This is a genomic window from Sutcliffiella deserti (assembly GCF_020037475.1).
Taxonomy (GTDB): Bacteria; Bacillota; Bacilli; order Bacillales; family Bacillaceae_I; genus Sutcliffiella_A; species Sutcliffiella_A deserti.
On the sequence record NZ_JAIQDB010000003.1, the window covers coordinates 23,115 to 46,416 of the forward strand.

Below are 23,302 nucleotides of genomic sequence, written 5' to 3' on the forward strand. Positions count from 1 at the left end.
ACCCTCACTCAATAAAATAAAAAGCCAGACCCCTCAAGCAGTTAAACATGCTTGAGGGTCTGGCCCTAATAATCCACAATCCTTATTTCTCCACTACCTCAACTCGACCCGTCTCCCCAAAACTAACTTTTCCATCTTTTATCTCAACCACTTCGCCAGCAGCTAAGTTAGTAAAGACTATTGGAGTGATTGTTGAAGTTGCTTCCCCTTTTATGATACTTAGATCCACATTCAACAACGGTTGTCCAAGATCGACAGTGTCGCCTTGCTCTACTAAACTTTCAAAGCCGCGACCTTTCAAGTTAACAGTATCAATTCCCACATGTACAAGAATCTCTCTGCCATCAGCAGTTTCGATTCCGATTGCATGCTTGGTTGGGAATAGGTTGACAATAGTTCCGGCAACCGGTGATACGACTGTTCCTTCCGTAGGTTCAATGGCAAAGCCGTCACCCATCATTTTTTCCGAAAAGATTTTATCCGGCACCTCACTAATAGGCAGAAGCTTTCCGCTCATCGGAATTGCCACTTCAAATCCAGTCGATGACACCGCTTCGGTCGTTGCTGCCACTTCACTCTTCACTGGCGTTTTGCCGCTAAGGATATCTTGGATTTGTCCTTTTATGATTTCAGAACGAGGTCCGAAGATAGCTTGGATGTTTTTATCGATTTGCATAACACCGGAAGCACCAAGCTTTTTCAATTTCTCTTTGTCTACTTTTTCTACTTCACGCACACTTACACGAAGTCTTGTGATACAAGCATCCAAGTCTGCTAGATTTTCTTTTCCACCAAGCGCCTGCAACACGCCATAAGGAAGATCAGTTGCTGCTGAACCTGATCCAGATCCATCTGCTTCTTCTTCCACTTTTTCCTCACGACCAGGTGTCATCAGGTTGAACTTCTTAATTGCAAAGCGGAATCCAAAGTAATAGATGACTGCGAACGCTAGACCGACTGGAATCACTAACCACCATGCGGTCTGATTCGGCAGGACACCAAACAGAATATAGTCAATGACACCTCCTGAGAAGGTCATTCCAATTTTCACATCTAAAATATGCATCACCATGAAGGATAATCCTGCAAACACGGCGTGAATACCGAATAGAACTGGTGCAACAAAAAGGAAGCTAAATTCTAGCGGTTCTGTGATCCCTGTTAGGAAAGAAGTTAATGCCGCTGAACCCATGATTCCTGCTACATACTTCTTCTGTTCTGGACGCGCACAATGATAGATTGCTAGAGCCGCTGCAGGTAAACCGAACATCATAAATGGGAATTTACCCGTCATGAACGTTCCTGCTGTCAGTTCTGCACCGTCTTTAACCTGCTCCATGAATATACGCTGATCGCCACGGACGATTTCTCCAGCCGCATTTGTATAAGAGCCAAATTCAAACCAGAATGGTGAATAGAAAATATGATGCAAACCAAATGGAATCAATCCACGTTCAATTACCCCGAAAATAAAGGCAGCAAGCGTACGATTCGATTCTGTCATAAAATAAGAGAATGTATTAAGCCCCTCTTGCGCAAACGGCCAAAGGAAGTTCATAACTACCCCTAATACCAAGGCAGAAGCAGCCGTTACAATTGGAACAAAACGCTTTCCTGCAAAAAATCCTAAATAGGATGGTAATTCAATATTGTAAAACTTATTGTACATATAGGCTCCGAGCACCCCGGCGATAATCCCGCCAAACACTCCGGTCTGTAGGGTTGGTATTCCGAGTACATTTGCTAATGCAGGATCACTTCCAACCTGATCGGCTGTGACACCACTAATTACACTCATCGTCACATTCATAATCAAATAACCGATCATCGCAGCAAGTCCGGCAACCCCGTCTCCTCCTGCTAAACCAATCGCTACCCCAACAGCAAATAGAAGCGGTAGATTCGAGAACACAATACTACCTGCCTGCTCCATAATTTGCGCTAACAGTACAAGTGCATCCGCTTCTAAAAAGCCAAGACGACTTGTCAGATTCGGATTTTGCATCGCATTACCAAACGCAAGCAAGATCCCGGCAGCAGGAAGCAACGCAACCGGCAGCATTAACGCGCGACCAATACGCTGCAGTAATCCAAAAGATTTTTTAAACATCACGATTCCTCCTAAATATCTTTCTGCCAGACAGAAATACTTTTTCTATGTAAAACAACAAAAAAGACATGAGAATTAAGAAAGGGTACAACAAGGAAAGTACATAAATGTACCTTCTCTTCTTTACCATCTTTCTTCCTCTCATGCCTGCATAACCAGTAACACGTGAAAAAAGTGTCTGAATTATTCTATTGTTTTGAAAGCCTTTGCAGATGTAGGGTCAAATAAACGGCCTCGGCATCTGGTACAGACTTTTGAAATTTCTGCTGCATAATCTTAATTAATTTCCATGCTAGATTGTAGCACACAGGGTATTCCTCTTGCAATACCTTTGCAAGCATTTCTTGTTGGTCCGGTCGGTATTGATTAAGTTGGATCCGCTCAATGGATGCATGAAAATGACGAATAAGCCTCAGATAGTTCACATCCGTGCGATCGATCGTAATCTTCAATGAATTTTCAATCAACTGTACCATCTCACTAATCAGCTGCGTATGGCGATTAATCTCCGATAGCTTCCGATTTGTCAGCGCACTATGAATGTGCAGTGTGATAAAACCTATTTCCCCCTCTGGAATCGATAGATTGAGCTTATCGTTCAACCACTCCACAATTTCCATCGCAGCGATGTATTCCTTAGGGTAGGCAAGCTCTGTCTCCTTCAGAAAAGGATTCTTGATATCCAATCCTTGCCGAATCCGCTTTACAGCAAAGTATAAGTGATCTGTCAGGCCAACATGGATATGTTCATTAAGCTTCACCTGAAATCGTGCTTCTATCCGTTCCATACACTCATTCATCAGCCCGATAAAGGACTCATCGACATAATCAAGGAGCTGCTTATACTGCTGCTGTTCCTTCTGGTCCCTTAGTACAAAGAATTTCTCCGCACGATCGACCGTTATAGTTTCATCCGTCTTTTTGCCAAATCCAATCCCTTTACCTGTAAGGATTACCTCTCCAAACTCAGGATGGGTAGCGATTAGGACGTTGTTATTTAAGACTTTTTTTACTTGCATACTTACGCCTCCACTGCTTAGAAACTGCAATATATATAAAAGTACGCTAGGATGGAGACAGAGTCAAGAGAGACTCACTCTTGTCTATTTTTTATGTACTTGATAATATGCTTTAAAAAGCTCTTCTACCGGAACATTATCAATCTTCATTCCAGTGATGTCGCAATCTTGAATTACAAGATTTTGAAGATTACTGTTGTTTATTGCAGTACCTTGCAGATCACAGCTTTCAAAAGAGATTGGCTTTTTGTCCTCTCCAAGAACTGTTTGAATAAAACGAACCCCTCCTAATGTAACGAATTGGAACTTGCTATGAGAGAGATTTAAATCGGCATAGTGGGATTGTCTAAGATTTATATTCCTGAACGATGAGTGACTAAGATTACTGTTGCTCATGTGAGTATTCATTAGGTTGCTGTTACTAAATACACTATCTTGTAAATTCACAGAATAGCACTCCGTTTTTTCCATATTACAATTTTCGTATTGAACGCTCGAAATATTTTTATCCTCTACTACGTTTTCTTTACCAGCAAAAGAGGGTTTTCTCTTAATATAACAGTATTCATCTTCCGTTTTAAAAGTAATTTTATAGCCCATTTTTTCATAAAAATAGTGATTGTTCACTTGTCGGCTCGATGTCTCAAGGTCCCATGCTGTTACGTTCGGAAATTCTTCCTCTATTAACATGATAGCCCGTGAACCAATTCCCTTCCCTTGATAATTAGGATGAACGAAAATACGGTCAATTCTTCCAAAAGACCTGCCTGATATCGTAGCGATAATCCCCCCCACAATTGCTTTATCATAGACTATTTTATAAAACTCTAGTTCTTCCATCATATATTTAGTCATTTCAATAGAAGAATATCCAGGAGGTTTGATATTATAATCCACCACATCTTCCTGATCAGGAAGCCACTTTTTCGCCTCCGCATTAAAGGTCGTTTTCATTATTTCTGTTAGTTCCTCCGCATCCATCATGACTGCTTTTCTTATTGTAACCACCGACATATATATTTCCCCTCTCTATAACACTTATTTTACCATCATAGAACCACCAGGGACAGGTCCCTCGTCCCACTAGGACGAGGGACCTGTCCGCAAAACCCCAACTTTTTTTTAAAAAAAGTGATCCAAAAATTAATCCGGCGCGTTAGGTAGGTGAAATCAAATTTAAAGGAGTGTTTGTAGATGAAGAAAAATGTTAATTGGAAAAAAGCAATGATTGCCGTACCATTAAGTGTTGGTTTATTACTGCCATCCTACCACGTAGCGAACGCACATGATCACTCAGGAAATCATAGTGACCATATGGCTTCTGTATCAACACCTGCCTCTGACATTCGTGCTTCCCTGGATGCATTATTTTCAGAGCATGCATTCCTAGCAGTTGTGGCGATGCAAAAAGGAATTGATGGAGCGGATGACTTTGATCAAGCAGCAGGCGCTTTAAATGCTAATACTGATGATCTTGCAGCAGCTGTTACTTCCGTCTATGGAGAAGAAGGCGGAGCTGCATTTAAAGATATTTGGAGCAGCCATATCGGCTATTTTGTGGACTATGTGACTGCAACAGCTGAAGACAATGAAGAAGGTAGACAAGCAGCACTAGCCGAGCTTGATGAATATACAGTGGAACAAGCTGCATTTTTAGACACTGCAACGGAGAGCCGCCTAAAAGCGAGCGAACTGGAAGAAGGATTAAAAATGCATGTAGAGCAGCTAGTATGGGCTTTTGATAACTATGTTGCCGGCGATTTTGACAAAACATATGAAAACCTTAGACACGCAATTGAGCATATGTATGGACCTGGTAAAGGTTTATCATGGGCTATTACGGATCAGTTTCCTGAAAAATTCGAGAACACAAGCGTGGACACACCAGCAGCAGACTTACGCTCTGATTTAAACCACCTATTCTCCGAGCATGCGGCACTTGCCATTCTTGCCATGCAAAAAGGAATTGACGGAGCTGGCGACTTTGATGCCTCTGCAGCAGCTTTAGGAGAAAACACAACAGACCTATCTGCAGCAGTAGCTTCTGTATACGGTGAAGAAGGCGGTACACAGTTTGAAGAGATTTGGAGCAGCCATATCGGTTATTTTGTTGACTATGTAGTGGCGACAGCAGAAGAGAATGAAGAAGGTAAAGAAATGGCCTTAGCCAACCTAGAAGAATACAAAGTAGAGCAAGCAGCATTTTTGGAAACAGCAACAGAAGGCAGATTAAAAGCTGAGGTTCTAGAAGCTGGACTGCAAATGCATATCGATGAGCTACTGATGGCATTCAACAGTTACAATGAAGCTGACTATGAAACTGCTTACGAAACGATTCGTGAATCTTATGCACACATGTTTGGTGTAGGCGAAATGCTATCCGGTGCGATTGTTGACCAGCACCCGGACAAATTTGCTCAAGAAAAACCATCTGACATGCCGAATGCTGGTATGGGTGGTGCTGCAACGAACGGAATCAACCCTGCGATCTTGTGGAGCATTGCCGGAATATTCTCTGCTCTTTTCGCCTTGCAAGTGATTGCTAGAAGAAAAGCTAGTAACCTATAATAGTTTGATAGATGAGAGAGGGACCTCCCTCTCTTTCTATTATGCTATTTTCGTAAGCGAAAACATCCTCTCATTCAAAAAGGAGTCGAAGAAAGATGAAGCAACTTATCATTCTAACCACCACACTTCTATTACTTGTCGGATGCTCATCCGCCAACGATACTGCAAACAAAACAAATCAAGAACAAACCAAGCAACCCGAAACTGCTACAACGGAAGCAGCAACCCCGAAACAAGAAAAAGCAAGCACCCCCATCCGCACTCCTTCCACAAATGTAAATGGGAAAGTAGTAAAAGAAGAACGCACCACGATTAAGCCATATCGCCTCGTCATCCCTGCTATTGATGTAGATGCAAGAGTCGAACAGGTGGGTGTTATTGAAAATGGGCAAATGGGCGTACCCGAATCGTTCGAAACCGTCGGCTGGTATAACGAGGGTCCCCTTCTAGGCGAACGTGGCAACACCGTCATCTCCGGACATGTTGATAGTCGCAATGGCCCAGCCGTTTTTTTCGAGCTTAAGGATCTAAAACCAGGCGATGAGATTCAAGTTTATAACGACAAAGAGGTATCTCTGACCTATATAGTAGAACGCATTGAAACCTATGCGGAAGGAGAAGCACCCGTTGAAGCCATTTTTGACTATTCGTTTCAGAGTAATTTGATTTTGATAACGTGCACAGGTACATTTGACAGAAGTGTCAGGGAATATTCAGATCGGTTGGTTGTGTACAGTAGTTTAAAAAAATAGACTTAAGGGGCTACCCGATTATGGATAGCCCCTTAAGTCTATGTGCAAACCTCTCGCTAAGCACTCCTTGCTATCGTTGCTCCCTCACCCTAAACTCTACACTAGTTACTCTTAATTCTGCAGCTCAACTCATCTAATTCTCTTTTTTCTGTTTTGCTAACTTCTCTTTATCCAACGTTCCAGGAGGTTGTTCTAGCCATTCATTAGCTATCATCAAATAAGCGATGTCTTTAGCATACTGTGCTATTTCAAGAGAAAATCGTTCATAATTTAGGATCAAATCACTTCTTTGACTTGCCGCTGCAGCGGTGGCATAGTTACCTGTTCCGGCAGCTGTTAAGAAGCCTTGATGAAAAATGATTAGTTTGTCCGAAAATACTTGTCCCGTTGAATCTGTAATGGCTACATCAGATGAAATCGGTGCTTGCGTGTTATTATCAAGTAAGGTCGAAGTGAATACTTTTACATGTTTTTCTGAAATATCCTTCCCCTGCAACATCAGCTTTTGTACTTCTTTTCGTGGAGAAGTCTGAGCAAAACTAAGGCATAATTTAGCCCCGATTAAATTGTTTTGGATATTCATATGTAAGTGCGATAACTCAACTGTATTCAATGGGCGTTTATTAGAAAATGGATTTAATCCACTTAAATATTTTTTGCTATCAACATAATCTTTCTGCTTAGGATAATTAATATAAGGGGAACGTACAAGAAGCCCTTTTTGTAGTAAAACATCAGTACTTTCATCAAATAAGTCGGAGGTCATTGAGAGCACTTTTCTAAAAATAGCTCTGGTATCTTTCCTTGCACACATTGCTAAAAATCCACTATATCCAAGCATACCTGCTTTGGACACATGGTTTATATAACTAATCATAAAAGTGTCCGTATATAATCTGGGGGCATTTAGGTTAACATCGCTTTCAGAAAAGCCAGTAGGAAGTGGAATATCTTCTTTTTTAAACAAATGACTCAGATCAGCAAGATGAGTCAAGGAAATTCCGTGAGCAGTTTCAACGACTTTCTTTATTTCAGAATCCTCAACATTCTTTAGAAAATAGCTCAAAATACAGACAGACATACTATTATTTATATAAGCTGTCCATATAGAAGCTATCTCAGATGATGTTAGCCGAATGGTGTTTTCAGACATTGATGATACCCCTTCCAAAAGCATGTGTACACTTATTGTTTCTCTATTAACACTTCCTATCCATAAAAATGGAAAAAGAAATAGTCATTTGACTTTCTATATTTTACTTATTTTGATTAGATGTTACTCTGTTAAAAACAGATGTTAACCAGTTAAAAGTCGATGTTTACGATTTAAAGGCAGGACAAAAAACGCTCGTGAAAGATTTGGTTGCATTTAAACAAGAATACCGAAAAGACATGCAAAGAATAGATGTAAGGCTAAATGGTACAAATGAGAGATTAGATTCTTTTAAATTTGACTCTGATTTTTTAATAGAAAATATAGAGGTTCAATTTTCTAGGATAACTCTCCCCCAGCACAACCTACAACTACTTCTTCTCCATAGTCTCCATCATGTCGTTAATAAAAAAACCGCCTTGATCATAAACTCAATCAAAGCGGTTTTCATAGTTAATTATCATCCACTTTTACTTGGTACAATCGGCTGTTTTACACGAAAGCCCTTTGTTAGGGTTAACGTATAAAGGACAAGCGCAGTCCAGATACATGTAAATGCAATAAGGTGTACACTTGTAAACGGTTCATTGAATAGGTAGACCCCGAGGATGAGCTTTATGGTTGGCGCGATATATTGCAATAATCCTATCATGGAAAGCGGGATACGTTTTGCTCCGCTTGCAAATAAAAGCAATGGAACAGCCGTTACAATTCCTGCACCGAGCAACAATAACGTGACGCTTCCGCTTTCCCCTAATGCTCCCCCACTATTGCCATGAACACTCATTAAAAAAACGAGGGCAAACGGAGTAATGAGTAGCGTCTCAATCGCAAGCCCTACTAATGCTCCTAGCTGAACCATTTTCTTAATCAAACCATAAAAAGCAAAGCTTAGCGCAAGCATTATTGCAACCCATGGAAATTCCCCAAAGTTGACAGTAAGCACCAGCACACCAATTCCAGCTAGTATAATAGAGACCGCCTGCATCCCGGACAGTTTTTCTTTTAGTACGATAACTGCTAACAAAATACTAACTAGCGGATTAATATAATAACCTAGGCTCGCCTCTACGATTCGATCTGCATTCACCGCCCATATATACAAGCCCCAGTTAATGCTAATAAATACCGATGCACAAGCTATAGCGAGCAATCGTTTCCGATTTGTCAGAAGCGCCTTCAACTCGGTAAAAAAACTCGAAAACTTCCTTAAAACTAGCAAGATGAGTATCATGAAGACCAACGACCACACAATTCGATGCGCTAATATCTCACTAGCAGGAACACCGTCAACCAGCTTCCAAAATAACGGGAGAAATCCCCAGAGCATATACGATAATCCAGCAAAAACAATCCCTAAACCAAGTTCTTTGTTTGCTGTTTGATTCATGGCAGCAACCTCTTTTTCCCTTTGTATTTGTACCTAGTTTAGGGGGGCGAACTAAAAAAAGCAATGAAAATGTTTCAAGGGCCACCAGGGGCAGTTCCCTCGTCCAAGTGGGACGAGGGAACTGTCCCCAATAACCCTTATTTAAAACTCAGCCTTATTCCTATCAAAAGAAACAGGATACCTATAACCCAACCAAAAGCAGCCATATACAAATGAAAAGTAAATGTATCTAATGCCATAGATTGAGGGTATTCATTATAAAATCTTGGATTAAGTGAAAATAAAGCCCAGCCAGTTGATAATGCTAAAATAATTATATTAGCAATAAACCATATAAATGGAACTTTATTTATTTTTCCTTTAGAAATCAAAAGAATAATAATAATCGCTGCAATGGTTACTCCAGTTAATCCTATTAGCATTTTAGAAAGTTCTTCAGCGACCCATAGATGTAGGATAATATAACCTCCTCGTTTTCAGCTTTGTTCAATTAAAAAAGCGTTAGCCCTTATGAAACAACACTTTCTTAATTAAATGGCTATGTCAAACGCCGCTGTTGATTTCCGCAAAAGCCTACGCGTTCCACGGGGCGGTGCTGGAGCCTCCTCGGCTGCGCCTGCGGGGTCTCCAGTCTACCGCTATCTCCCGTTGGAGTCTCCGCCTTTTGCTCCAATCATCGCTGATGAAGTACTTTTATCAACATTCATCTTTAACAGAGCGAAATAAATATATAACCAAACTCAAATTAAACAGCCCGTTCAGCATAAACAATTAGGTGATTACGCACGACTTACTAAATTTTTATACTTAATGAACCATTCTAAAGACAAGTACACTAATAGCAGAATAAAAATACCTGCCAAATTTATTAAAGGTAACATAAAATTCATTAAAGGCAGTGAGGTAATTTGACTTAATACAAGGCTGGAAATCACTATTCCGAATGATAAAAAGGCATTCACTACAAAGAACTTCCTAAATATGTTACTATCTGATTTTCTCTTAAAAAAGCAAAAAAGCACCATTCCAATAAATATAAAAATAAATAATACCTCGAGATTTTCTGACCACTGTCCTAATTGTCCAATCGTCGCACTATCCTTTGAAGTTATTAGGTTTTTAGACCCCCAGACCTCTGACATATTCATTCGATAATTAAATAGTAATACATATCCTCCATAAATTAATACCATTAAGGTAAAGTAAATATAGAACAATCTTTGATAATTAGAATCTTTTAGATTGATACTCATTCTTTCAACGCCTCCCCAGATAAAAACCGAAATTACCTCTATAATTCTAGTAACAATATCGCTCGTGTTTGAAAGGTCTGTTAATTCTTAATTTCCCATCAAAAACTCATTCAAGCATAGCATGTAATCGAAATTTTCTTAAATCCTTAGATAAACCTGATCACAAGAACAAGGGATAGACCAATGATCACTCCAATGTCGCCCGAAAAAATTTTATTGTCTTTTCTCTTTTCGTGTACTGTTAACAGCTTGCCTAGCACTACTAGTACAATAGCTGAAGAAATTATAATATTACTGACAGTTGAACTGAATGTGCTGCCGGATGCGATAGCAAGCATCGTTGGAATACCAACCAATAATACAGCACTCAAATACAAAAACCATTTAACCTTTTCCAAAAGGTCACTCCCTTTTTTATTTTCTATATAACCTGGTTTAAATTTAAATTTCAGCCGGTAGTTATTTCCTCATTTTTGAAGATTTTGATGCTAATCAAATTTACCACCGCTATATAAAATGGAAATGCTGCCATTGCACCAATCATTAGTAAGCCGCTGACAGGATTCGGATAATCACCCTGGTAAGTAATAGGAAAAAGAGAGGCAAAAGCGAAAATAAATAATGCGTAATATGGAAACCAAAGAACGGTTGTCCAGAAGCTTGCTTTTCTACCTTTTAACAAAGACTTAATCAAGTAAATAAAGAGAAACGGTAAAGACAGAAAGCCTACAAGGCTTACTGTTTCTAGTATAGGGACAATGATATCAAGCCCCCACCCTGTTATCCTGCTAATTCGGTATACATTTAGCATCAGTTCAACAAAGATGAATAAGACAAAACCATATAGCAAACTGATAAAATTCAGTTTAATAAAAAAAATAATGGAAAGAACCTCCTAATAGCGCTGTTTTTCTATAGGTGACGTTTCTTCTCTTAAATCATGTCTGTCTTGAAATCAAATCTATTAAATTAACTGAAGAATAATAGATGATACGCTTATTTGGTTCTTAAGATAATCCTCTTGTAGAATCCCGTATACCGCGCAGTCCTTGTACTGATTTTTGTAGTTGCGAAGCATATGTCTGATGATCCCTTCCTGTACCATTCCAACTTTCCTCATGATTTTTCCTGAAGCTGGATTATCGGTATTATGGGCAGCGGATATTTTATGAATGTTCATATATGTAAAGCCAAATTCCACTACTGCTCTTAAGGCCTCGGTCCCGTATCCTCTATTCCACCAGCTGTATCCGATTGAATAACTTACCTCGCAATTATCAGTGAGGCTGTCAAAATCATAGAGGTCAATTTCTCCGATCAGTTCGCCGCTTGCTTTCAATTCAATAGCCCAGTAACAAAATTCTTTTGCGTCATAACCCCTAACAATGTTAACGACCCTCTCGGTTGTTTGGAATATATTCTTATGAGCTGCATTAACTCTGTTTTCTGCTACACGTTCATCGGAAAGCCAGTTGTCAAACACACTTTGAGTATCTACGAGTCTCATCCTTCTAAGAATTAATCGCTCTGTTTCTATTTTTGGTGTTCCGGAATAATTGATCATTACTTCACTCCTAAATTATTTTCCGAGCAGGATGATTAACTATTGTTTTATCAGGGAATTAATTACCAAGAACTTTTAGAGGGGTGTAATCATGAAAAAGAATGAGAATATTAGCCGTGAGCCTGAAAAGGAAAACGCTATAGAAAAAATTAATGAGGTTTACAATGAGGATAGCAATACGTCCACAAATAAACCTGATAAAAACAAAGCCAAACAAAAGCTGAAAGAGGAGCTTGAAGAAAACAAATGATAAAAAGCGGCGTTACCTTTAAGCCTCCGGTGTTCCCGGGGCTTTTGATATGCGTTCTGTTACAACAATAAATAAAATGCCACAAACAAAATTAGCGTCCAAAAATACGATATCTTTATCGTCTTTTCATAGGGGCGCCGGTATCCTTTGTTGCGATGCTCTAGTGAAAAAATAAACAAAAACAGCAACAATAGAAAATAGACAAAAAAGATATACAACAAAAAGCGCCACTGCTCCACCCACTCGAAAAGCGGTCCAAATGCTCCTGCGGCAATAAAGAGAAACACTGAAAAGAGTCCTGTAATCAGACAGATAACAGGCATTTTACGCCAGGCACTATTTTGAAAAATACTCTTCTCCTTCTTCGCTTCAAAAAGAAAAATCAAGAAAAAACAGCTGATGACCAAAGCGATGATAAGAACTGTCGCATAACCGGGAATGACCACTGCCCAGCCTGCAGACTGAAACTGAAAAGCCCTTTTATCCGAAATAAACTCAAGCCCCCACATTAGCAGACTGAGTAAAACTAAGGTTAAAACTTGATATAAAGTCCATTTCATTACTGCCCACCTCCTATTAATTCTACGTAGAGAAAGAAAGAAGGTTTCAATTTTAGTCTACTAGAATTTAAGGGATTTTCCACAACTCTTATATTCTCATGTCCCCTATTCTCTGCAAAATCTTAGGAATTTTGTGCCAATTTAAACATTCATCCGCACACCAGAAAAAAGTAGAAGCAACCATTGCGGTATAAAATAGCACGTTTTGATACAAGCTTGCCGGGTCCATGTACATCCTATTTGGTTCGAACAGCAATAATAGTAAAAAGACAAATAAAGCTGCTCCAATGACATGAATCATCCATGCAAAGCTTCTTCTCCTCCAGCCTAAACATCTATTTGTTGCCAAATCCGAGAGAATCGATACCGGAACTCCAATAACCAAAAGTATCGGAAGTAGATAGATTCCTATAAAAAAACTGAACCCCACCGTCTCCATCAGTGCCAATGGAATAAGTATGATAAAACATGCAATAAGAGCAGAGACAAACTTTCTGATAATCATCCACATACTTTTGGTCACTCCTCATCTACAACTCTTAAAGGTATCATAATACAAATTCATATCCTCTGTAGCTACCTGTTTGTTGAAACCCAAGCTTCTCGGCAACAGCAATGGACGGTTTATTTTTCTCCATGCAATCCCAATAAGGGACATGATTCTTCTCCATACACTCCTTGACAAAATGATGAGCCGCCAATTGAGCAAGCCTTCTCCCGCGGTGTGTATCAAGTGTCACGATATCAATACAGTGTACATTTCCCACGACAAAACCTGACAAACAGAGACTAACGAGCTGGTTATCATGCACCACGCAGTACCCTATACCTTTTTTGAAAAAATCTTCAGCAGAGGTCCAGGTTTCAGAAATCTTAGACTGGAGGAATCCGATGTTCTCAATAGCACCGCCCCTGTTTTCCACAAGCAAGCTATTGATTCTTCTCACTTCATATCCTTCATCTACTTCCAGCTTCAGGTTCATAATAAAATCTTCTTTATTCAATCTATAAACTCTCTGATTCCAACTTCCTAGTTTACGATTCACAAAAATTTTCTCAATTGTGCTATCCCATTTAGGATGGTTACCGATTCCCTCAAACCACTCCAGGCCGACCTTCTTAGCCTCCTCCAAGATGACCTCATCGATAAAATTATTCAGCTCCGAATTAAACTTCTCATTTCCTTCATCACCTATAAAAATAAAGCCATCATTATTACCAAGCCAGATCACTCCGGTTACTGGGTTAATTGAATCATCCACAAATACCCTGCCAGGATTAACTCCTTCAACCACAGCTCTTGCTTCTAGTTGCCCGTTATCATCTAAAAGTCCCTTACACATATAAAAATCCTTTTGTTTTAACTCTACTATCATTGGTCTGCCTCCCTGACGTTCCCCTCATCCGCTTTCCAGTCAATCCTTGTATCGGAGTTGACCTCGAATACTTCCAATTCAGGATTCTGCAAAAGGTTCTGGATGATTTCCTCCGTCGCACCAACTACGGTAAAATCCAGGTCATCGTCCGTGCAGATGCACCAGCTTTTGTTACCGCTCCACCAATAGGTTGGTCTTACCATGCACAACAGGGCTGTCGTAAAAATCCAGCACTTCATCGAGATCTCCTTCATATAAAAGATCCTCCACTGCCCCGTTCTTCCAAAAAGCCTGCCCTTTCATATAGGTAAAATAATAATAAACCATCCCGCTTGTATACTTCTCAAGCTCCCGAGCCAGGACGTCGGCATCCTCTATTGGAATGAACCCTTCTTCCGGGGCGATCAGGTATCTGGGAAGGCCACCCGGCATGCTGGTGAAGGAATGCGTACTAATCTCTTTCGTATAATTAAAGCCATATTTCCTGCAAAGTTCCTGGTATCTTATCTTTTCTCTAGGATTCAATTCCAGCGGAGGCTCGCCGTCTCGCCATAGCAGGGTTTCATCCTTGATTTGAATATCACGCTGCATCGGGTGGAGGATTTTGCAATAATGGGTATACCGCTTTGGAATGATATGGGACACTTGACTTCCCCTCCACTCTCCCTCCAGCGAATCCGTCTCCTCCTGAATCCAGTTAAAAAGCTCCAAACTGACCTGTTTCATTTTTATACCTCCTGTGAAGGGCAATTGTATTGATTGCATCTGTTCTGCTTTATTGGGGGACATTCTTTTTGATGAAACTCACTATGCATGTACTTACTTTCCTCTTTTAGATACATCATCCGGCGACTTGCACCCTTTTTATGTACTTACTTTGCCAGGGAATGGACATCATCCGCTTACTTCTCTCCTTTTCATGTACTTACTTTTCCAGGGAATGTACATCATCCGGCTCCAACGCCTCTTTTTATGTACTTACTTTGCACGGGAATGTACATCATCCGCAGTCCTCTCCCCTTTTTATGTACTTACTTTGCACGGGAATGTACATCATCCGCAGTCCTCTCCCCTTTTTATGTACTTACTTTGCCAGGGAATGTACATCATCCGGCTCCAACGCCTCTTTTCATGTACTTACTTTGACCGGGAATGTACATCATCCGTAGTCCTCTCCCCTTTTTATGTACTTACTTTGCACGGGAATGTACATCATCCGCTGACTTCTACTCTTTTCATGTACATACTTTGCCAGGGAATGTACATCATCCGTTGACTTCTCTCTCTTTTCATGTACTTACTTTGCACGGGAATGTACATCATCCGCTGCCTTCTCTCCTTTTTATGTACTTACTTTGCACGGGAATGTAAATCATCCGCAGTCCTCTCCCCTTTTTATGTACTTACTTTGCACGGGAATGTACATCATCCGGCTCCAACGCTTCTTTTAATGTACTTACTTTAACCGGGAATGTACATCATCCGCGGTCTTGCACCCTTTTCATGTACCTACTTACCTCTTTTAGATACATCATCCGGCGCCTTGCACCCTTTTCATGTACTTATGCAACTACATATCACCCACCTCTCAACCTCACCCATCTAGCTTCTAAATTTAATAGCCCTATCAATATACTCTTTTGCATCTTTAATAATATATTTAAGTGTAATAGCGAGAGTGAGACTAAAAATTGATAAAATCAGAAACACCAACGAATACATATTAATTGCATCCTCATCGTATGCGTCGTTCATATAATTGATGATGATAAGAAAAACAAACACTCCACTTACGCCAAGAATAAATTAGACAATCTTTTAACCCTCTCAAAATACGGCATAGGACACGCTCCTTGTAACCTGCTATTAGATGAATTTTTATCGGAGTTAAGTACTGTATCCTCAAACCACCTACCCGAAAATTCCTACAATCGCTCGCAAAAAATAATCCGGTTACCAAAAGGATCTTTGAGGCAAACCTCTAAAAAACCCCAAGCAACTTTCTCCATCCGAGGACTAACATTTACGTAAGTTTTATTGACTAACTCCTCATAGTAATCTTTCAAACTAGTCGTTTCGATTCGAACCGCTCCAACTGGCTGGCAATCACCCTCATGCTCCGACACATGGAGGATGCACCCGTCCCTAGAGAGCATCATATACAGGGGCATTCCTTCCTCGAAACGGTGCTCACCGTCTACCTTGAACCCAAGATAATCCACATAAAACGCCTTTGCTTTTTGTTCATCCAAACTCCGCAAAATTGGCACAACATTTTTCATAGACACATTGTTTCTGTTAATCATCAAAACCCCCTCCTTAATATAGTCACCAAAACCCGCAATTCAAGGATTATGTACATCCCTGACAATTGCGTAAAGCAGCCATTCTTCTTCATGTTCCTGATAAACAAATCTCAGTGCTTGCCAATCTAATTCTTTATCCGACGCTGGAGAAAAGTATTCAACATATTGTGCCTCAGGGAACTTTGTGGGAATAGTATTTATTACCCCACCACTATGTACTGACGATTCATTTAAATTCACTTCACTGTAGTTAACGTCCTCACCAAAAATTGTTTGAAAAAGATAGGTATCTACGAATTCTTCCTTTGTAGCAACTATCTCCCTGTCAGCAAGGTCCTTTCCCCACACGATTTCTTTATCTGAATCTGCTATCAATTCTTCTTTACTTAATAGAACTTCATTAGAATTTCCTAGGTCAGCAAATAACGTAAAAACCAGGCCTTCTGGGTGCATTTCTTTTGAAATTTCAACCCAATCATGACTCTCCAATGAAGAAAGCAATGAATCACTTTTTTCTACCAATACCTCCTTCTTTTCAATCGTTGTTTCCTCTTTCGAAACATTCGTAGAATCACTGCTACAAGCAGTAAACATCAAAACAGTAAGCACAATAGTTGATAAAACCATTAACCATTTTCTCAAATCCATTCCCTCATTTATGATTTTTTGTTTTAAAAATAATACAAAAAAGCAATGCATGAATCCCCAAGATTTAGCCTCTTCTCACTATCTATCTAAATAATAACATAATTTCCCTTATTTCTTTCTTTCGTTATTGAATTTTCTGATAAAAGCACAATTACCAAAATTATTATCAAAAAAAAAAGATGGTAAGTTTGTCATAAGCCAAACCCACCATCTTTACTAATTTCATAGTTATATGCATCCAATAATTAACCTTTTGTTCTGCGTCTTATCTGTTATCAACCTGAGAAACTCTTTAATTGTATTCGATACTCTAATCAGTAATCCAAATCTAAAGTTTTCCCGGTTATTACATTTTTATATATTTTTTCACCTTGATCCGTCTCTATTTCAAAGATTCCATATCCACGTGCAATGACTGTGTAGATTTCATCCTCTGCTGGCTGCTTCGCTAAAATTACCGCGTATTCTTTTCCAGGCTCCATTTTGTAATCGTATTCAGATGTATATGAAATAAATTTGGTTTCCTGTTCTTCTTTAGAAAGTTTAGTTAGTCCCATTTTTTCGAATTTATGTTCGATCCACGAATCCAATAGTTTGGATATTCTTATGTCCCCACCTTGGATATAGATCGTTTTATTTCCGGATAAAGCACTGCCATAGACGGTTTCTCCTATTTCGACTTCCATTGGAGTGTAGGGCATATATGTATAGAAATTTTCATACTTGGGAAGTATTTCAGCCTCCCCGATGGATTGAACTTTTAAATGCACTACAGATGCCTCTTCCACATTCATAAGTATAATCCTTGGTTCTCTAGGATTCCATGCCCACAAGTTCTCGCTCTGAGAGACCGAATAAATATCCTCGGGACTAATCTCTTCCTGGATATTCACATTTTCTTTCTTCTCAATTGTTTGTACCTTATCACTATGAATTCCAGCTTGCTGTTGAATGTTCCTATCTTGACCACTAATACTCCAAAATAGGATTACTGCCAAAGTCATAGTTAGCAAGCCGGTAGCAATTACTTTTTTATTAAAAAATGAACCTTTTTGGTATTTGACCTGTCTCTCTGCCAATTCCTTATCGATGCTTCCAGAGATTTTGCCAAGGGTTTCTTCTTTTAACCTATGATTTTTCGGAAACGATTGAAGTTCATCATGGAGTCTGGAATCCTTCATACTATTCGGCCTCCTATCTTTTTCTCCAGCGCTTTTAAAGCCCTATGGTAGCTAAGATTCACTTTATTTTCACTGCTTGGGCAGTCTCCTGAACAGACAGCTCGTTGATTCCTCTAAACATGAGTACATCATAATAGCTTTGCTTTAACGTCCTTATCGCCTTATAGAGTTCCGCCTTTGTCTCGCTTAACCCGACAATTTCCTCTGGAAGATCAGTTACCTTTGCTGACACACTGAATTGCAGAAGCCGATTCCTTTTCATCTCTTCTTTCCTTCTCTTTCTGCTTTCATCAATCGCCACATTTCTAGCAATGCTGATCAGCCAGGTTCTTGGATTCGAATCTCCCTTAAACTTATGTATATTTCGTACAGCCTTCACAAAGGTTTCTTGCACAAGATCCTCCACATCCATTCCGCCTGTATAATAGATGAGGAAATTATAAATGTCATTATGATATTCCCTGAACCAATCTGTTATCTCGTTTTCTTCTCTCATTCCTTCTCCCCCGTAAAACGCATATACCTATTAGACGTTAGTTTTCATTGTTACTTTCACTTCGATGATAGATTTATCTTATAAACAAAATTGCCCTCTTTCCATCTTACAGAAATGAGGACAATTTTCAGAATATTCTTTCTTATAACATTATCACACTAATTTTTTCTAATATAAAAAACCGCAAAATTCCCATTGTCAAAAACACCATTATCCACTATACTTTCCTATAGAAACTCAATAATAAAATCTTTATTGTGGATTTTTCTAGAGGTTACTCTATTTTCGCCACACGACTGTTTTAGGACAGTTGTGTGGCTTTTTGTTTTTTCATTTATAGGAAAGAGGGAATTTTTATGAAGACTTGGCATTATGCATTACTTGTATTTATTGGAGGCGGCTGCCTTGGAATATTATCAACGTTTGTGAAGCTTGCCTATTCGGCAGGGTTTTCTGTTGTGGAGGTTACAGCGAGTCAAGTGCTGTTTGGCACAGTGATTATTTGGCTAGTAGCTTTGTTCGCAAAGAAAACGACCATCCGTTTCAGGCAAGCCGGGATACTAATGTTAGGTGGAGTACCAGTGGGATTGACAGGATTGCTTTACTATCAATCCTTACAAACACTTGATGCTTCCTTGGCCATCATTTTTTTATTCCAATTTATCTGGATTGGATCCTTGATTGAATGGATTGTGTATAAAAGAAGACCCTCAGCAGGAAAGCTTGTCTCGATAGCGATCCTCCTTGTTGGATCGTTATTGGCAGCAGGATTATTTATAGGAGAAGTCGGATCATTCTCTTTACAAGGGGCAATCTGGGGAATGCTTTCGGCGATCACTTTTTCCATATTTCTGTTTTTGAGCGGTATTATCGGGAAACATGTACCCGCTATTCAAAAAAGCGCCCTTCTTTCAACCGGTGCAATGATTGTTACTTTATTATTATTTCCACCCGTATTTCTTTTGGATATACCGACCCTCACAGGGATAATTCCTTATGCACTAGTTCTCGGTATATTCGGTGTGGTGCTGCCGCCGATATTATTTTCAATTGGGATGCCACATGTTGGTCCAGGGCTTGGAACAATTCTTACAGCATCTGAGCTTCCTGTTGCCATTATCATGTCAACAGTTGTCCTATCAGAAGAAATAGCTTCAATCCAATGGTTTGGAGTAGCTCTTATATTAGGCGGAATCATCATAGGGAATCTAAAACAAAGCCAGAGGGACATTCTCTCTGGCTGATTCCTAGAGCTTCTTCCCTTAGTACGATCAGTCTTCCTTATATTTATCCTTCAACACACCAGAACCGATACCAGCACCAACCATGAGAATCAGCGGTCCGAAATTCCAAAAAAACGAGCCACCGTACAGAGGAATGGATAGACCTGTGAACTTATTTAAAAACAAAACACCTAGTTTGATTATCAGAAAAAGCACACCTAATAAAAATAGCACATCAAATGCATATTTCGCCCTCGGAAAAGCTAATTGCTTGCTGTCTTTTATTACCTTCTCTTTCAATTCATCATCACTTCGCAACAATTCATCAATTGTTACTTCGAAAAGATCACTTACCTTTATAATCACTTCTATGCTCGGGTAATTTTGGCCGTTCTCCCATTTGGATACCGCCTGGCGGCTAACAAATAGCTTTTCTGCCAGCTCTTCCTGAGACCAGTCTTTTTTCTTTCTTTCCGTTTTTAACTTTTCACCAAATATCATCTCTTTCATCGCCCTTCATCAGTCTACTTTCATTATTGTGACATCAATAATAAAAGTAAAGATAATCCTAGTTGCACCGGGCCGCAACCGGGAGTTGCCCTTTAATGAAACCCCATTGATGCAGCTAATTACTTCTGAATAAAGATTATAATTCTGATCTGTGGCGTTAGTTTGTAAAAAACAAAAAGACAAAAACCTTTTCAAAATGGAAAAGGCTTCTGCCAATAAAAACTAAAGATCAATGCTTCCACTTTACATACCTCTCCAGAAGCTTCTGAATTTTGCCTTCAAACAATGTTTCTCTCCAATAAAGGTCAGCTGCTTGCTGAACGGCTGCACTGTGACTCGGATAGGGATGAATGACATTCGATAGCGACCCGATTTTCTTGTTAAACTGCTTTGCTGCAATCAGTTCTTGCATAAAATCGCCCGCATGCTTTCCAACAGCATGTGCACCGAGGATTTTTCCTTTTTTATCTGTAATAACTTTAACAAAGCCCTCTGTTTGATGATCGGCGACAAACCGGTCGACTTTGGATAACGGTACACGAAACACTCTGATATCACTGTTTTCATCCCGTGCCTTCTCTTCGGTTAATCCTAGATGGAAGACTTCCGGGGAGGTATAGATAACCCATGGCACGTGGTCGTAGCTGACTTTCCGCCGCAGTCCAAGGAGTGCGTTCTGCACAACAAGCTTGCCTTCCATTCCGGCAGCATGGGTGAAGGGGAATGCACCGTTCACGTCGCCAACTGCATAAATGTGGGAGACATTAGATTCTAATCGTTCATTAACTTTAATATGGCCTCGTTTATCGGCGTGAACACCTGCTCTTTCCAGCGCAAGGGATCCAGTATTCGGTACTCTGCCGGCCGCAACAAGGATTTCATCCACCGGAAGTTCACTCAGCATTCCTGCTCTTTTCACGAACAAAACTTTCTTACCGTCCCGTACTTCCACTTTTTCAACAGAAGCTTCGGTCAGAATGGTCATTTCTTTTTCCAGTAGCTTTGAGATAGTTTCACCAACTTCATTGTCCTCTTTTCCAAAAAGAGCTGGCGAACGATCAATGACGGTTGTCTCACTTCCCAATCGCGACATTGCCTGGGCAAGTTCCACCCCGACAGGTCCTCCACCGATAACAGCAAGCTTTTGAGGCAGCTCTTGTAAGCTGAATATACTTTCGTTTGTCAGGAACCCGCATTCCTTTAGTCCTTCTACCTCTGGCACTAATGGACGTGAACCAGTGGAAACGACGATTTTTTTTCCATAAAGCACGGTATCATTCACGCTCACTTCATGTGGAGACTGAAAGCTTCCCGTGCCAAAATATACATCCACTCCTAGCTTTCTGAACCGCTCAACATCGTCGTGTTCCTGAATATGGGAGATAGATTTTTGCACATGATGCATCACGGCTTTTAAATCGACTGTTCCAGAGGTTTGGATACCGAAACTCTTTAGGGAGCGGGCTTCATAGATCCTGTTTGCCGCTTCAATCAGTGTCTTGGATGGAACACAGCCATAGTGCAGGCAGTCTCCCCCGAGCAGGTTATTTTTTTCGATCAGGGCAACTTTTCCTCCTAATGAAGCAGCACCAGCGGCAACGGTTAGCCCGCCAGAACCTCCACCTATAACGATTAAATCATACTTTTTCATTCCGCTTCACTCCTTATCTAAGATTCGTTTCGCCTCCAATAAACGTTGTGTGCCTGTAAATGTCTCGACAAAAAAGAATAAAAGCGTTGTCCATAATACATAGGCAGGTAGGAGCATCATGAGTGAGAGAAATATAAAGCCTTCCGTACGCTCTGCCAAGCCTGCTTGATAGTAGAAGGATTTAACACCCTGCTTTTCCGATACGGCCCCTACTGTCAAAAAGACCGTCATCGAAAAGATGATTGACACACTCAATAAAAGGAGAGCCCATTGAACATCAGGTATGGCAAAAGCTATTCCAAGAATGACACTGATTTCCACTAGTCTGTCAAAAGTCACATCCATGACTGTTCCAAAGGCGGACGGTTTTGTCTGACGAGCCATCGTTCCATCGACTGCGTCCAGATAACCGCTCAGCCATAACACGATAACCGCGATGATAGGGAACCCGTAGTAAAAAAAGATTCCAGATGAAATTCCGATGATAAAAGAGAGAATGGTAACCTGATTGGCACTCATCCCAAGCTTAAGAAAGCCTTTCGCCGTCTTTTCAATGGCAGGTTGTACATATTTTCTTGCATGAGTATCAAGCATCTTTTTTTCCTCCTGTTTTAGTTATACCTAACTTCCCCCGAAGTTTAGGGCTTACTATTACCGGAACAAGTGTTATAAGTAAAAAGACAAGAACTGCTGCGATTATTCTTCCTGTATTATCAGCAAGAAGGCTCGATCCTAAAAAGTTGTAAGCGAAAGTTCCAGGGATAATACCGATAAAGGTACCTAGCACAAAGGCCATAAATCTTACTCTCGATACTCCTGCTGCATAGCTGATTAAATCAAAGTTAACAAGAGGAATCAGCCTTAAAAGGAGAACATAAACAAAACCGCGTTGTTCTAGCTGCTCGGTTATTTTTGTCATTCTTGGACCGCTGGTTTTTCCTTTCACAAAGCCTGCGCCCACTTTTCTAGCAACAAGAAAAGACAAAATAGCACCGGAAGTTGCTCCAATAATGGTATAAACTGTTCCCCACACCGCTCCAAAGGCTAGCCCGGCCGTTAGTGACAGGACGGAAGCAGGAAATAGAATCAACGGGCGGAGGGTATACAAAAGTATGTATAAAATCGGAGAAAATAATCCAAAAGAAAGTATCCATTTTCTGATATCCTGTGGACTCAAATCGAGGTAGCTATTGTTGATATATAGTAGTACACCAATTATGATAACAATACCTATTATTTTTCCACTATTCTTTTTTAACATAAAATCATCCTAGTTTAAGAGTGAGGTGTAA

General features: G+C 40.1%; 26 protein-coding genes. 4 read left to right on the forward strand and 22 right to left on the reverse strand.

Annotated elements, in window-relative coordinates:
* Positions 1 to 82 precede the first annotated feature (82 nt).
* The 3 genes from ptsG to K9B36_RS08490 all read right to left on the reverse strand — a co-directional run bounded on the left by ptsG (position 83) and on the right by K9B36_RS08490 (position 4,143).
* Positions 83 to 2,110, reverse strand: coding sequence for a glucose-specific PTS transporter subunit IIBC (ptsG, locus tag K9B36_RS08480; protein ID WP_223701613.1), 2,028 nt, complete (start codon positions 2,108 to 2,110; stop codon positions 83 to 85).
* 188 nt (positions 2,111 to 2,298) lie between these two features.
* Positions 2,299 to 3,129 carry a glucose PTS transporter transcription antiterminator GlcT gene (gene glcT, locus K9B36_RS08485; protein WP_223701614.1) on the reverse strand — a complete coding sequence of 277 codons (831 nt, stop codon included), beginning with the start codon at positions 3,127 to 3,129 and terminating at the stop codon, positions 2,299 to 2,301.
* A gap of 84 nt (positions 3,130 to 3,213) precedes the next feature.
* A complete protein-coding gene (locus K9B36_RS08490) occupies positions 3,214 to 4,143 on the reverse strand; it encodes a GNAT family N-acetyltransferase (protein ID WP_223701615.1) in 930 nt (309 codons plus the stop codon).
* Between the two features lie 180 nt (positions 4,144 to 4,323).
* Here K9B36_RS08490 and K9B36_RS08495 point away from each other — a divergent pair, with 180 nt between their 5' ends.
* Together K9B36_RS08495 and K9B36_RS08500 are read left to right on the forward strand one after the other, a co-directional pair.
* Entirely contained in the window at positions 4,324 to 5,697 is a 1,374-nt protein-coding gene (locus K9B36_RS08495) for a copper amine oxidase (RefSeq protein ID WP_223701616.1), read from the forward strand.
* A 95-nt stretch (positions 5,698 to 5,792) separates the two neighbouring features.
* Positions 5,793 to 6,449, forward strand: a complete 657-nt coding sequence (locus K9B36_RS08500) for a class F sortase (RefSeq protein WP_223701617.1) — start codon at positions 5,793 to 5,795, stop codon at positions 6,447 to 6,449.
* Between the two features lie 133 nt (positions 6,450 to 6,582).
* Here K9B36_RS08500 and K9B36_RS08505 read toward each other — a convergent pair whose 3' ends face one another.
* From K9B36_RS08505 to K9B36_RS08535, 7 genes are all read right to left on the reverse strand, one after another.
* A complete protein-coding gene (locus K9B36_RS08505) occupies positions 6,583 to 7,602 on the reverse strand; it encodes a DUF3231 family protein (protein ID WP_223701618.1) in 1,020 nt (339 codons plus the stop codon).
* A 460-nt stretch (positions 7,603 to 8,062) separates the two neighbouring features.
* The gene (rarD, locus tag K9B36_RS08510) at positions 8,063 to 8,992 is read right to left on the reverse strand and encodes an EamA family transporter RarD (protein ID WP_223701619.1); all 930 of its coding nucleotides are present in this window, start codon (positions 8,990 to 8,992) and stop codon (positions 8,063 to 8,065) included.
* Between the two features lie 137 nt (positions 8,993 to 9,129).
* Positions 9,130 to 9,414 (reverse strand): hypothetical protein, encoded by a 285-nt coding sequence (locus K9B36_RS08515; RefSeq protein ID WP_223701620.1) that lies wholly within the window; start codon positions 9,412 to 9,414, stop codon positions 9,130 to 9,132.
* Between the two features lie 357 nt (positions 9,415 to 9,771).
* Positions 9,772 to 10,245 carry a hypothetical protein gene (locus K9B36_RS08520; protein ID WP_223701621.1) on the reverse strand — a complete coding sequence of 158 codons (474 nt, stop codon included), beginning with the start codon at positions 10,243 to 10,245 and terminating at the stop codon, positions 9,772 to 9,774.
* Positions 10,246 to 10,391: 146 nt separating this feature from the next.
* Entirely contained in the window at positions 10,392 to 10,643 is a 252-nt protein-coding gene (locus K9B36_RS08525) for a histidine kinase (protein ID WP_223701622.1), read from the reverse strand.
* 50 nt (positions 10,644 to 10,693) lie between these two features.
* Positions 10,694 to 11,095, reverse strand: coding sequence for a hypothetical protein (locus tag K9B36_RS08530; RefSeq protein ID WP_223701623.1), 402 nt, complete (start codon positions 11,093 to 11,095; stop codon positions 10,694 to 10,696).
* A 114-nt stretch (positions 11,096 to 11,209) separates the two neighbouring features.
* Complete coding sequence (locus K9B36_RS08535) at positions 11,210 to 11,809, reverse strand: GNAT family N-acetyltransferase (protein ID WP_223701624.1); 600 nt, start codon at positions 11,807 to 11,809, stop codon at positions 11,210 to 11,212.
* 91 nt (positions 11,810 to 11,900) lie between these two features.
* Here K9B36_RS08535 and K9B36_RS08540 point away from each other — a divergent pair, with 91 nt between their 5' ends.
* Positions 11,901 to 12,059 (forward strand): hypothetical protein, encoded by a 159-nt coding sequence (locus K9B36_RS08540; RefSeq protein ID WP_223701625.1) that lies wholly within the window; start codon positions 11,901 to 11,903, stop codon positions 12,057 to 12,059.
* A 59-nt stretch (positions 12,060 to 12,118) separates the two neighbouring features.
* Here the strand turns inward: K9B36_RS08540 and K9B36_RS08545 are convergent, their stop codons facing one another.
* The 8 genes from K9B36_RS08545 to K9B36_RS08580 form a co-directional block, all read right to left on the reverse strand.
* The gene (locus K9B36_RS08545; RefSeq protein ID WP_223701626.1) at positions 12,119 to 12,619 is read right to left on the reverse strand and encodes a hypothetical protein; all 501 of its coding nucleotides are present in this window, start codon (positions 12,617 to 12,619) and stop codon (positions 12,119 to 12,121) included.
* An 88-nt stretch (positions 12,620 to 12,707) separates the two neighbouring features.
* Positions 12,708 to 13,130: a hypothetical protein gene (locus K9B36_RS08550; protein WP_223701627.1), complete on the reverse strand. Its 423-nt coding sequence runs from the start codon at positions 13,128 to 13,130 to the stop codon at positions 12,708 to 12,710.
* A 37-nt stretch (positions 13,131 to 13,167) separates the two neighbouring features.
* Positions 13,168 to 13,995 carry a GNAT family N-acetyltransferase gene (locus tag K9B36_RS08555; RefSeq protein WP_223701628.1) on the reverse strand — a complete coding sequence of 276 codons (828 nt, stop codon included), beginning with the start codon at positions 13,993 to 13,995 and terminating at the stop codon, positions 13,168 to 13,170.
* 171 nt (positions 13,996 to 14,166) lie between these two features.
* Complete coding sequence (locus K9B36_RS08560) at positions 14,167 to 14,721, reverse strand: hypothetical protein (protein WP_223701629.1); 555 nt, start codon at positions 14,719 to 14,721, stop codon at positions 14,167 to 14,169.
* A gap of 1,199 nt (positions 14,722 to 15,920) precedes the next feature.
* The gene (locus K9B36_RS08565; RefSeq protein ID WP_223701630.1) at positions 15,921 to 16,301 is read right to left on the reverse strand and encodes a glyoxalase superfamily protein; all 381 of its coding nucleotides are present in this window, start codon (positions 16,299 to 16,301) and stop codon (positions 15,921 to 15,923) included.
* Between the two features lie 39 nt (positions 16,302 to 16,340).
* On the reverse strand, positions 16,341 to 16,943 hold the full coding sequence (locus tag K9B36_RS08570) for a hypothetical protein (RefSeq protein WP_223701631.1): 603 nt from the start codon (positions 16,941 to 16,943) through the stop codon (positions 16,341 to 16,343).
* 320 nt (positions 16,944 to 17,263) lie between these two features.
* Positions 17,264 to 18,130, reverse strand: a complete 867-nt coding sequence (locus tag K9B36_RS08575; RefSeq protein ID WP_223701632.1) for a hypothetical protein — start codon at positions 18,128 to 18,130, stop codon at positions 17,264 to 17,266.
* A gap of 58 nt (positions 18,131 to 18,188) precedes the next feature.
* Positions 18,189 to 18,626, reverse strand: a complete 438-nt coding sequence (locus K9B36_RS08580) for an RNA polymerase sigma factor (protein ID WP_223701633.1) — start codon at positions 18,624 to 18,626, stop codon at positions 18,189 to 18,191.
* A 356-nt stretch (positions 18,627 to 18,982) separates the two neighbouring features.
* Here K9B36_RS08580 and K9B36_RS08585 point away from each other — a divergent pair, with 356 nt between their 5' ends.
* A complete protein-coding gene (locus K9B36_RS08585) occupies positions 18,983 to 19,870 on the forward strand; it encodes an EamA family transporter (protein ID WP_223701634.1) in 888 nt (295 codons plus the stop codon).
* A gap of 27 nt (positions 19,871 to 19,897) precedes the next feature.
* Here the strand turns inward: K9B36_RS08585 and K9B36_RS08590 are convergent, their stop codons facing one another.
* The 4 genes from K9B36_RS08590 to K9B36_RS08605 all read right to left on the reverse strand — a co-directional run bounded on the left by K9B36_RS08590 (position 19,898) and on the right by K9B36_RS08605 (position 23,271).
* Positions 19,898 to 20,350 (reverse strand): helix-turn-helix domain-containing protein, encoded by a 453-nt coding sequence (locus tag K9B36_RS08590; protein ID WP_223701635.1) that lies wholly within the window; start codon positions 20,348 to 20,350, stop codon positions 19,898 to 19,900.
* 238 nt (positions 20,351 to 20,588) lie between these two features.
* Positions 20,589 to 22,010, reverse strand: a complete 1,422-nt coding sequence (locus K9B36_RS08595; protein ID WP_223701636.1) for a dihydrolipoyl dehydrogenase family protein — start codon at positions 22,008 to 22,010, stop codon at positions 20,589 to 20,591.
* Positions 22,011 to 22,016: 6 nt separating this feature from the next.
* Positions 22,017 to 22,604 (reverse strand): CDP-alcohol phosphatidyltransferase family protein, encoded by a 588-nt coding sequence (locus tag K9B36_RS08600; protein ID WP_223701637.1) that lies wholly within the window; start codon positions 22,602 to 22,604, stop codon positions 22,017 to 22,019.
* Positions 22,597 to 23,271, reverse strand: a complete 675-nt coding sequence (locus K9B36_RS08605; protein ID WP_223701638.1) for a TVP38/TMEM64 family protein — start codon at positions 23,269 to 23,271, stop codon at positions 22,597 to 22,599. The genes K9B36_RS08600 and K9B36_RS08605 overlap by 8 nt, the downstream gene beginning before the upstream one ends.
* Positions 23,272 to 23,302 lie beyond the last annotated feature (31 nt).

Bases quoted from the DNA above. Each gene is read 5' to 3' on its own strand.
- ptsG (WP_223701613.1), bottom strand. From the start codon at position 2,110: ATGTTTAAAAAATCTTTTGGATTACTGCAGCGTATTGGTCGCGCGTTA.
- glcT (WP_223701614.1), bottom strand. From the start codon at position 3,129: ATGCAAGTAAAAAAAGTCTTAAATAACAACGTCCTAATCGCTACCCAT.
- K9B36_RS08490 (WP_223701615.1), bottom strand. From the start codon at position 4,143: ATGTCGGTGGTTACAATAAGAAAAGCAGTCATGATGGATGCGGAGGAA.
- K9B36_RS08495 (WP_223701616.1), top strand. From the start codon at position 4,324: ATGAAGAAAAATGTTAATTGGAAAAAAGCAATGATTGCCGTACCATTA.
- K9B36_RS08500 (WP_223701617.1), top strand. From the start codon at position 5,793: ATGAAGCAACTTATCATTCTAACCACCACACTTCTATTACTTGTCGGA.
- K9B36_RS08505 (WP_223701618.1), bottom strand. From the start codon at position 7,602: ATGTCTGAAAACACCATTCGGCTAACATCATCTGAGATAGCTTCTATA.
- rarD (WP_223701619.1), bottom strand. From the start codon at position 8,992: ATGAATCAAACAGCAAACAAAGAACTTGGTTTAGGGATTGTTTTTGCT.
- K9B36_RS08515 (WP_223701620.1), bottom strand. From the start codon at position 9,414: ATGCTAATAGGATTAACTGGAGTAACCATTGCAGCGATTATTATTATT.
- K9B36_RS08520 (WP_223701621.1), bottom strand. From the start codon at position 10,245: ATGAGTATCAATCTAAAAGATTCTAATTATCAAAGATTGTTCTATATT.
- K9B36_RS08535 (WP_223701624.1), bottom strand. From the start codon at position 11,809: ATGATCAATTATTCCGGAACACCAAAAATAGAAACAGAGCGATTAATT.
- K9B36_RS08540 (WP_223701625.1), top strand. From the start codon at position 11,901: ATGAAAAAGAATGAGAATATTAGCCGTGAGCCTGAAAAGGAAAACGCT.
- K9B36_RS08545 (WP_223701626.1), bottom strand. From the start codon at position 12,619: ATGAAATGGACTTTATATCAAGTTTTAACCTTAGTTTTACTCAGTCTG.
- K9B36_RS08550 (WP_223701627.1), bottom strand. From the start codon at position 13,130: ATGTGGATGATTATCAGAAAGTTTGTCTCTGCTCTTATTGCATGTTTT.
- K9B36_RS08555 (WP_223701628.1), bottom strand. From the start codon at position 13,995: ATGATAGTAGAGTTAAAACAAAAGGATTTTTATATGTGTAAGGGACTT.
- K9B36_RS08560 (WP_223701629.1), bottom strand. From the start codon at position 14,721: ATGAAACAGGTCAGTTTGGAGCTTTTTAACTGGATTCAGGAGGAGACG.
- K9B36_RS08565 (WP_223701630.1), bottom strand. From the start codon at position 16,301: ATGATTAACAGAAACAATGTGTCTATGAAAAATGTTGTGCCAATTTTG.
- K9B36_RS08575 (WP_223701632.1), bottom strand. From the start codon at position 18,130: ATGAAGGATTCCAGACTCCATGATGAACTTCAATCGTTTCCGAAAAAT.
- K9B36_RS08580 (WP_223701633.1), bottom strand. From the start codon at position 18,626: ATGAGAGAAGAAAACGAGATAACAGATTGGTTCAGGGAATATCATAAT.
- K9B36_RS08585 (WP_223701634.1), top strand. From the start codon at position 18,983: ATGAAGACTTGGCATTATGCATTACTTGTATTTATTGGAGGCGGCTGC.
- K9B36_RS08590 (WP_223701635.1), bottom strand. From the start codon at position 20,350: ATGATATTTGGTGAAAAGTTAAAAACGGAAAGAAAGAAAAAAGACTGG.
- K9B36_RS08595 (WP_223701636.1), bottom strand. From the start codon at position 22,010: ATGAAAAAGTATGATTTAATCGTTATAGGTGGAGGTTCTGGCGGGCTA.
- K9B36_RS08600 (WP_223701637.1), bottom strand. From the start codon at position 22,604: ATGCTTGATACTCATGCAAGAAAATATGTACAACCTGCCATTGAAAAG.
- K9B36_RS08605 (WP_223701638.1), bottom strand. From the start codon at position 23,271: ATGTTAAAAAAGAATAGTGGAAAAATAATAGGTATTGTTATCATAATT.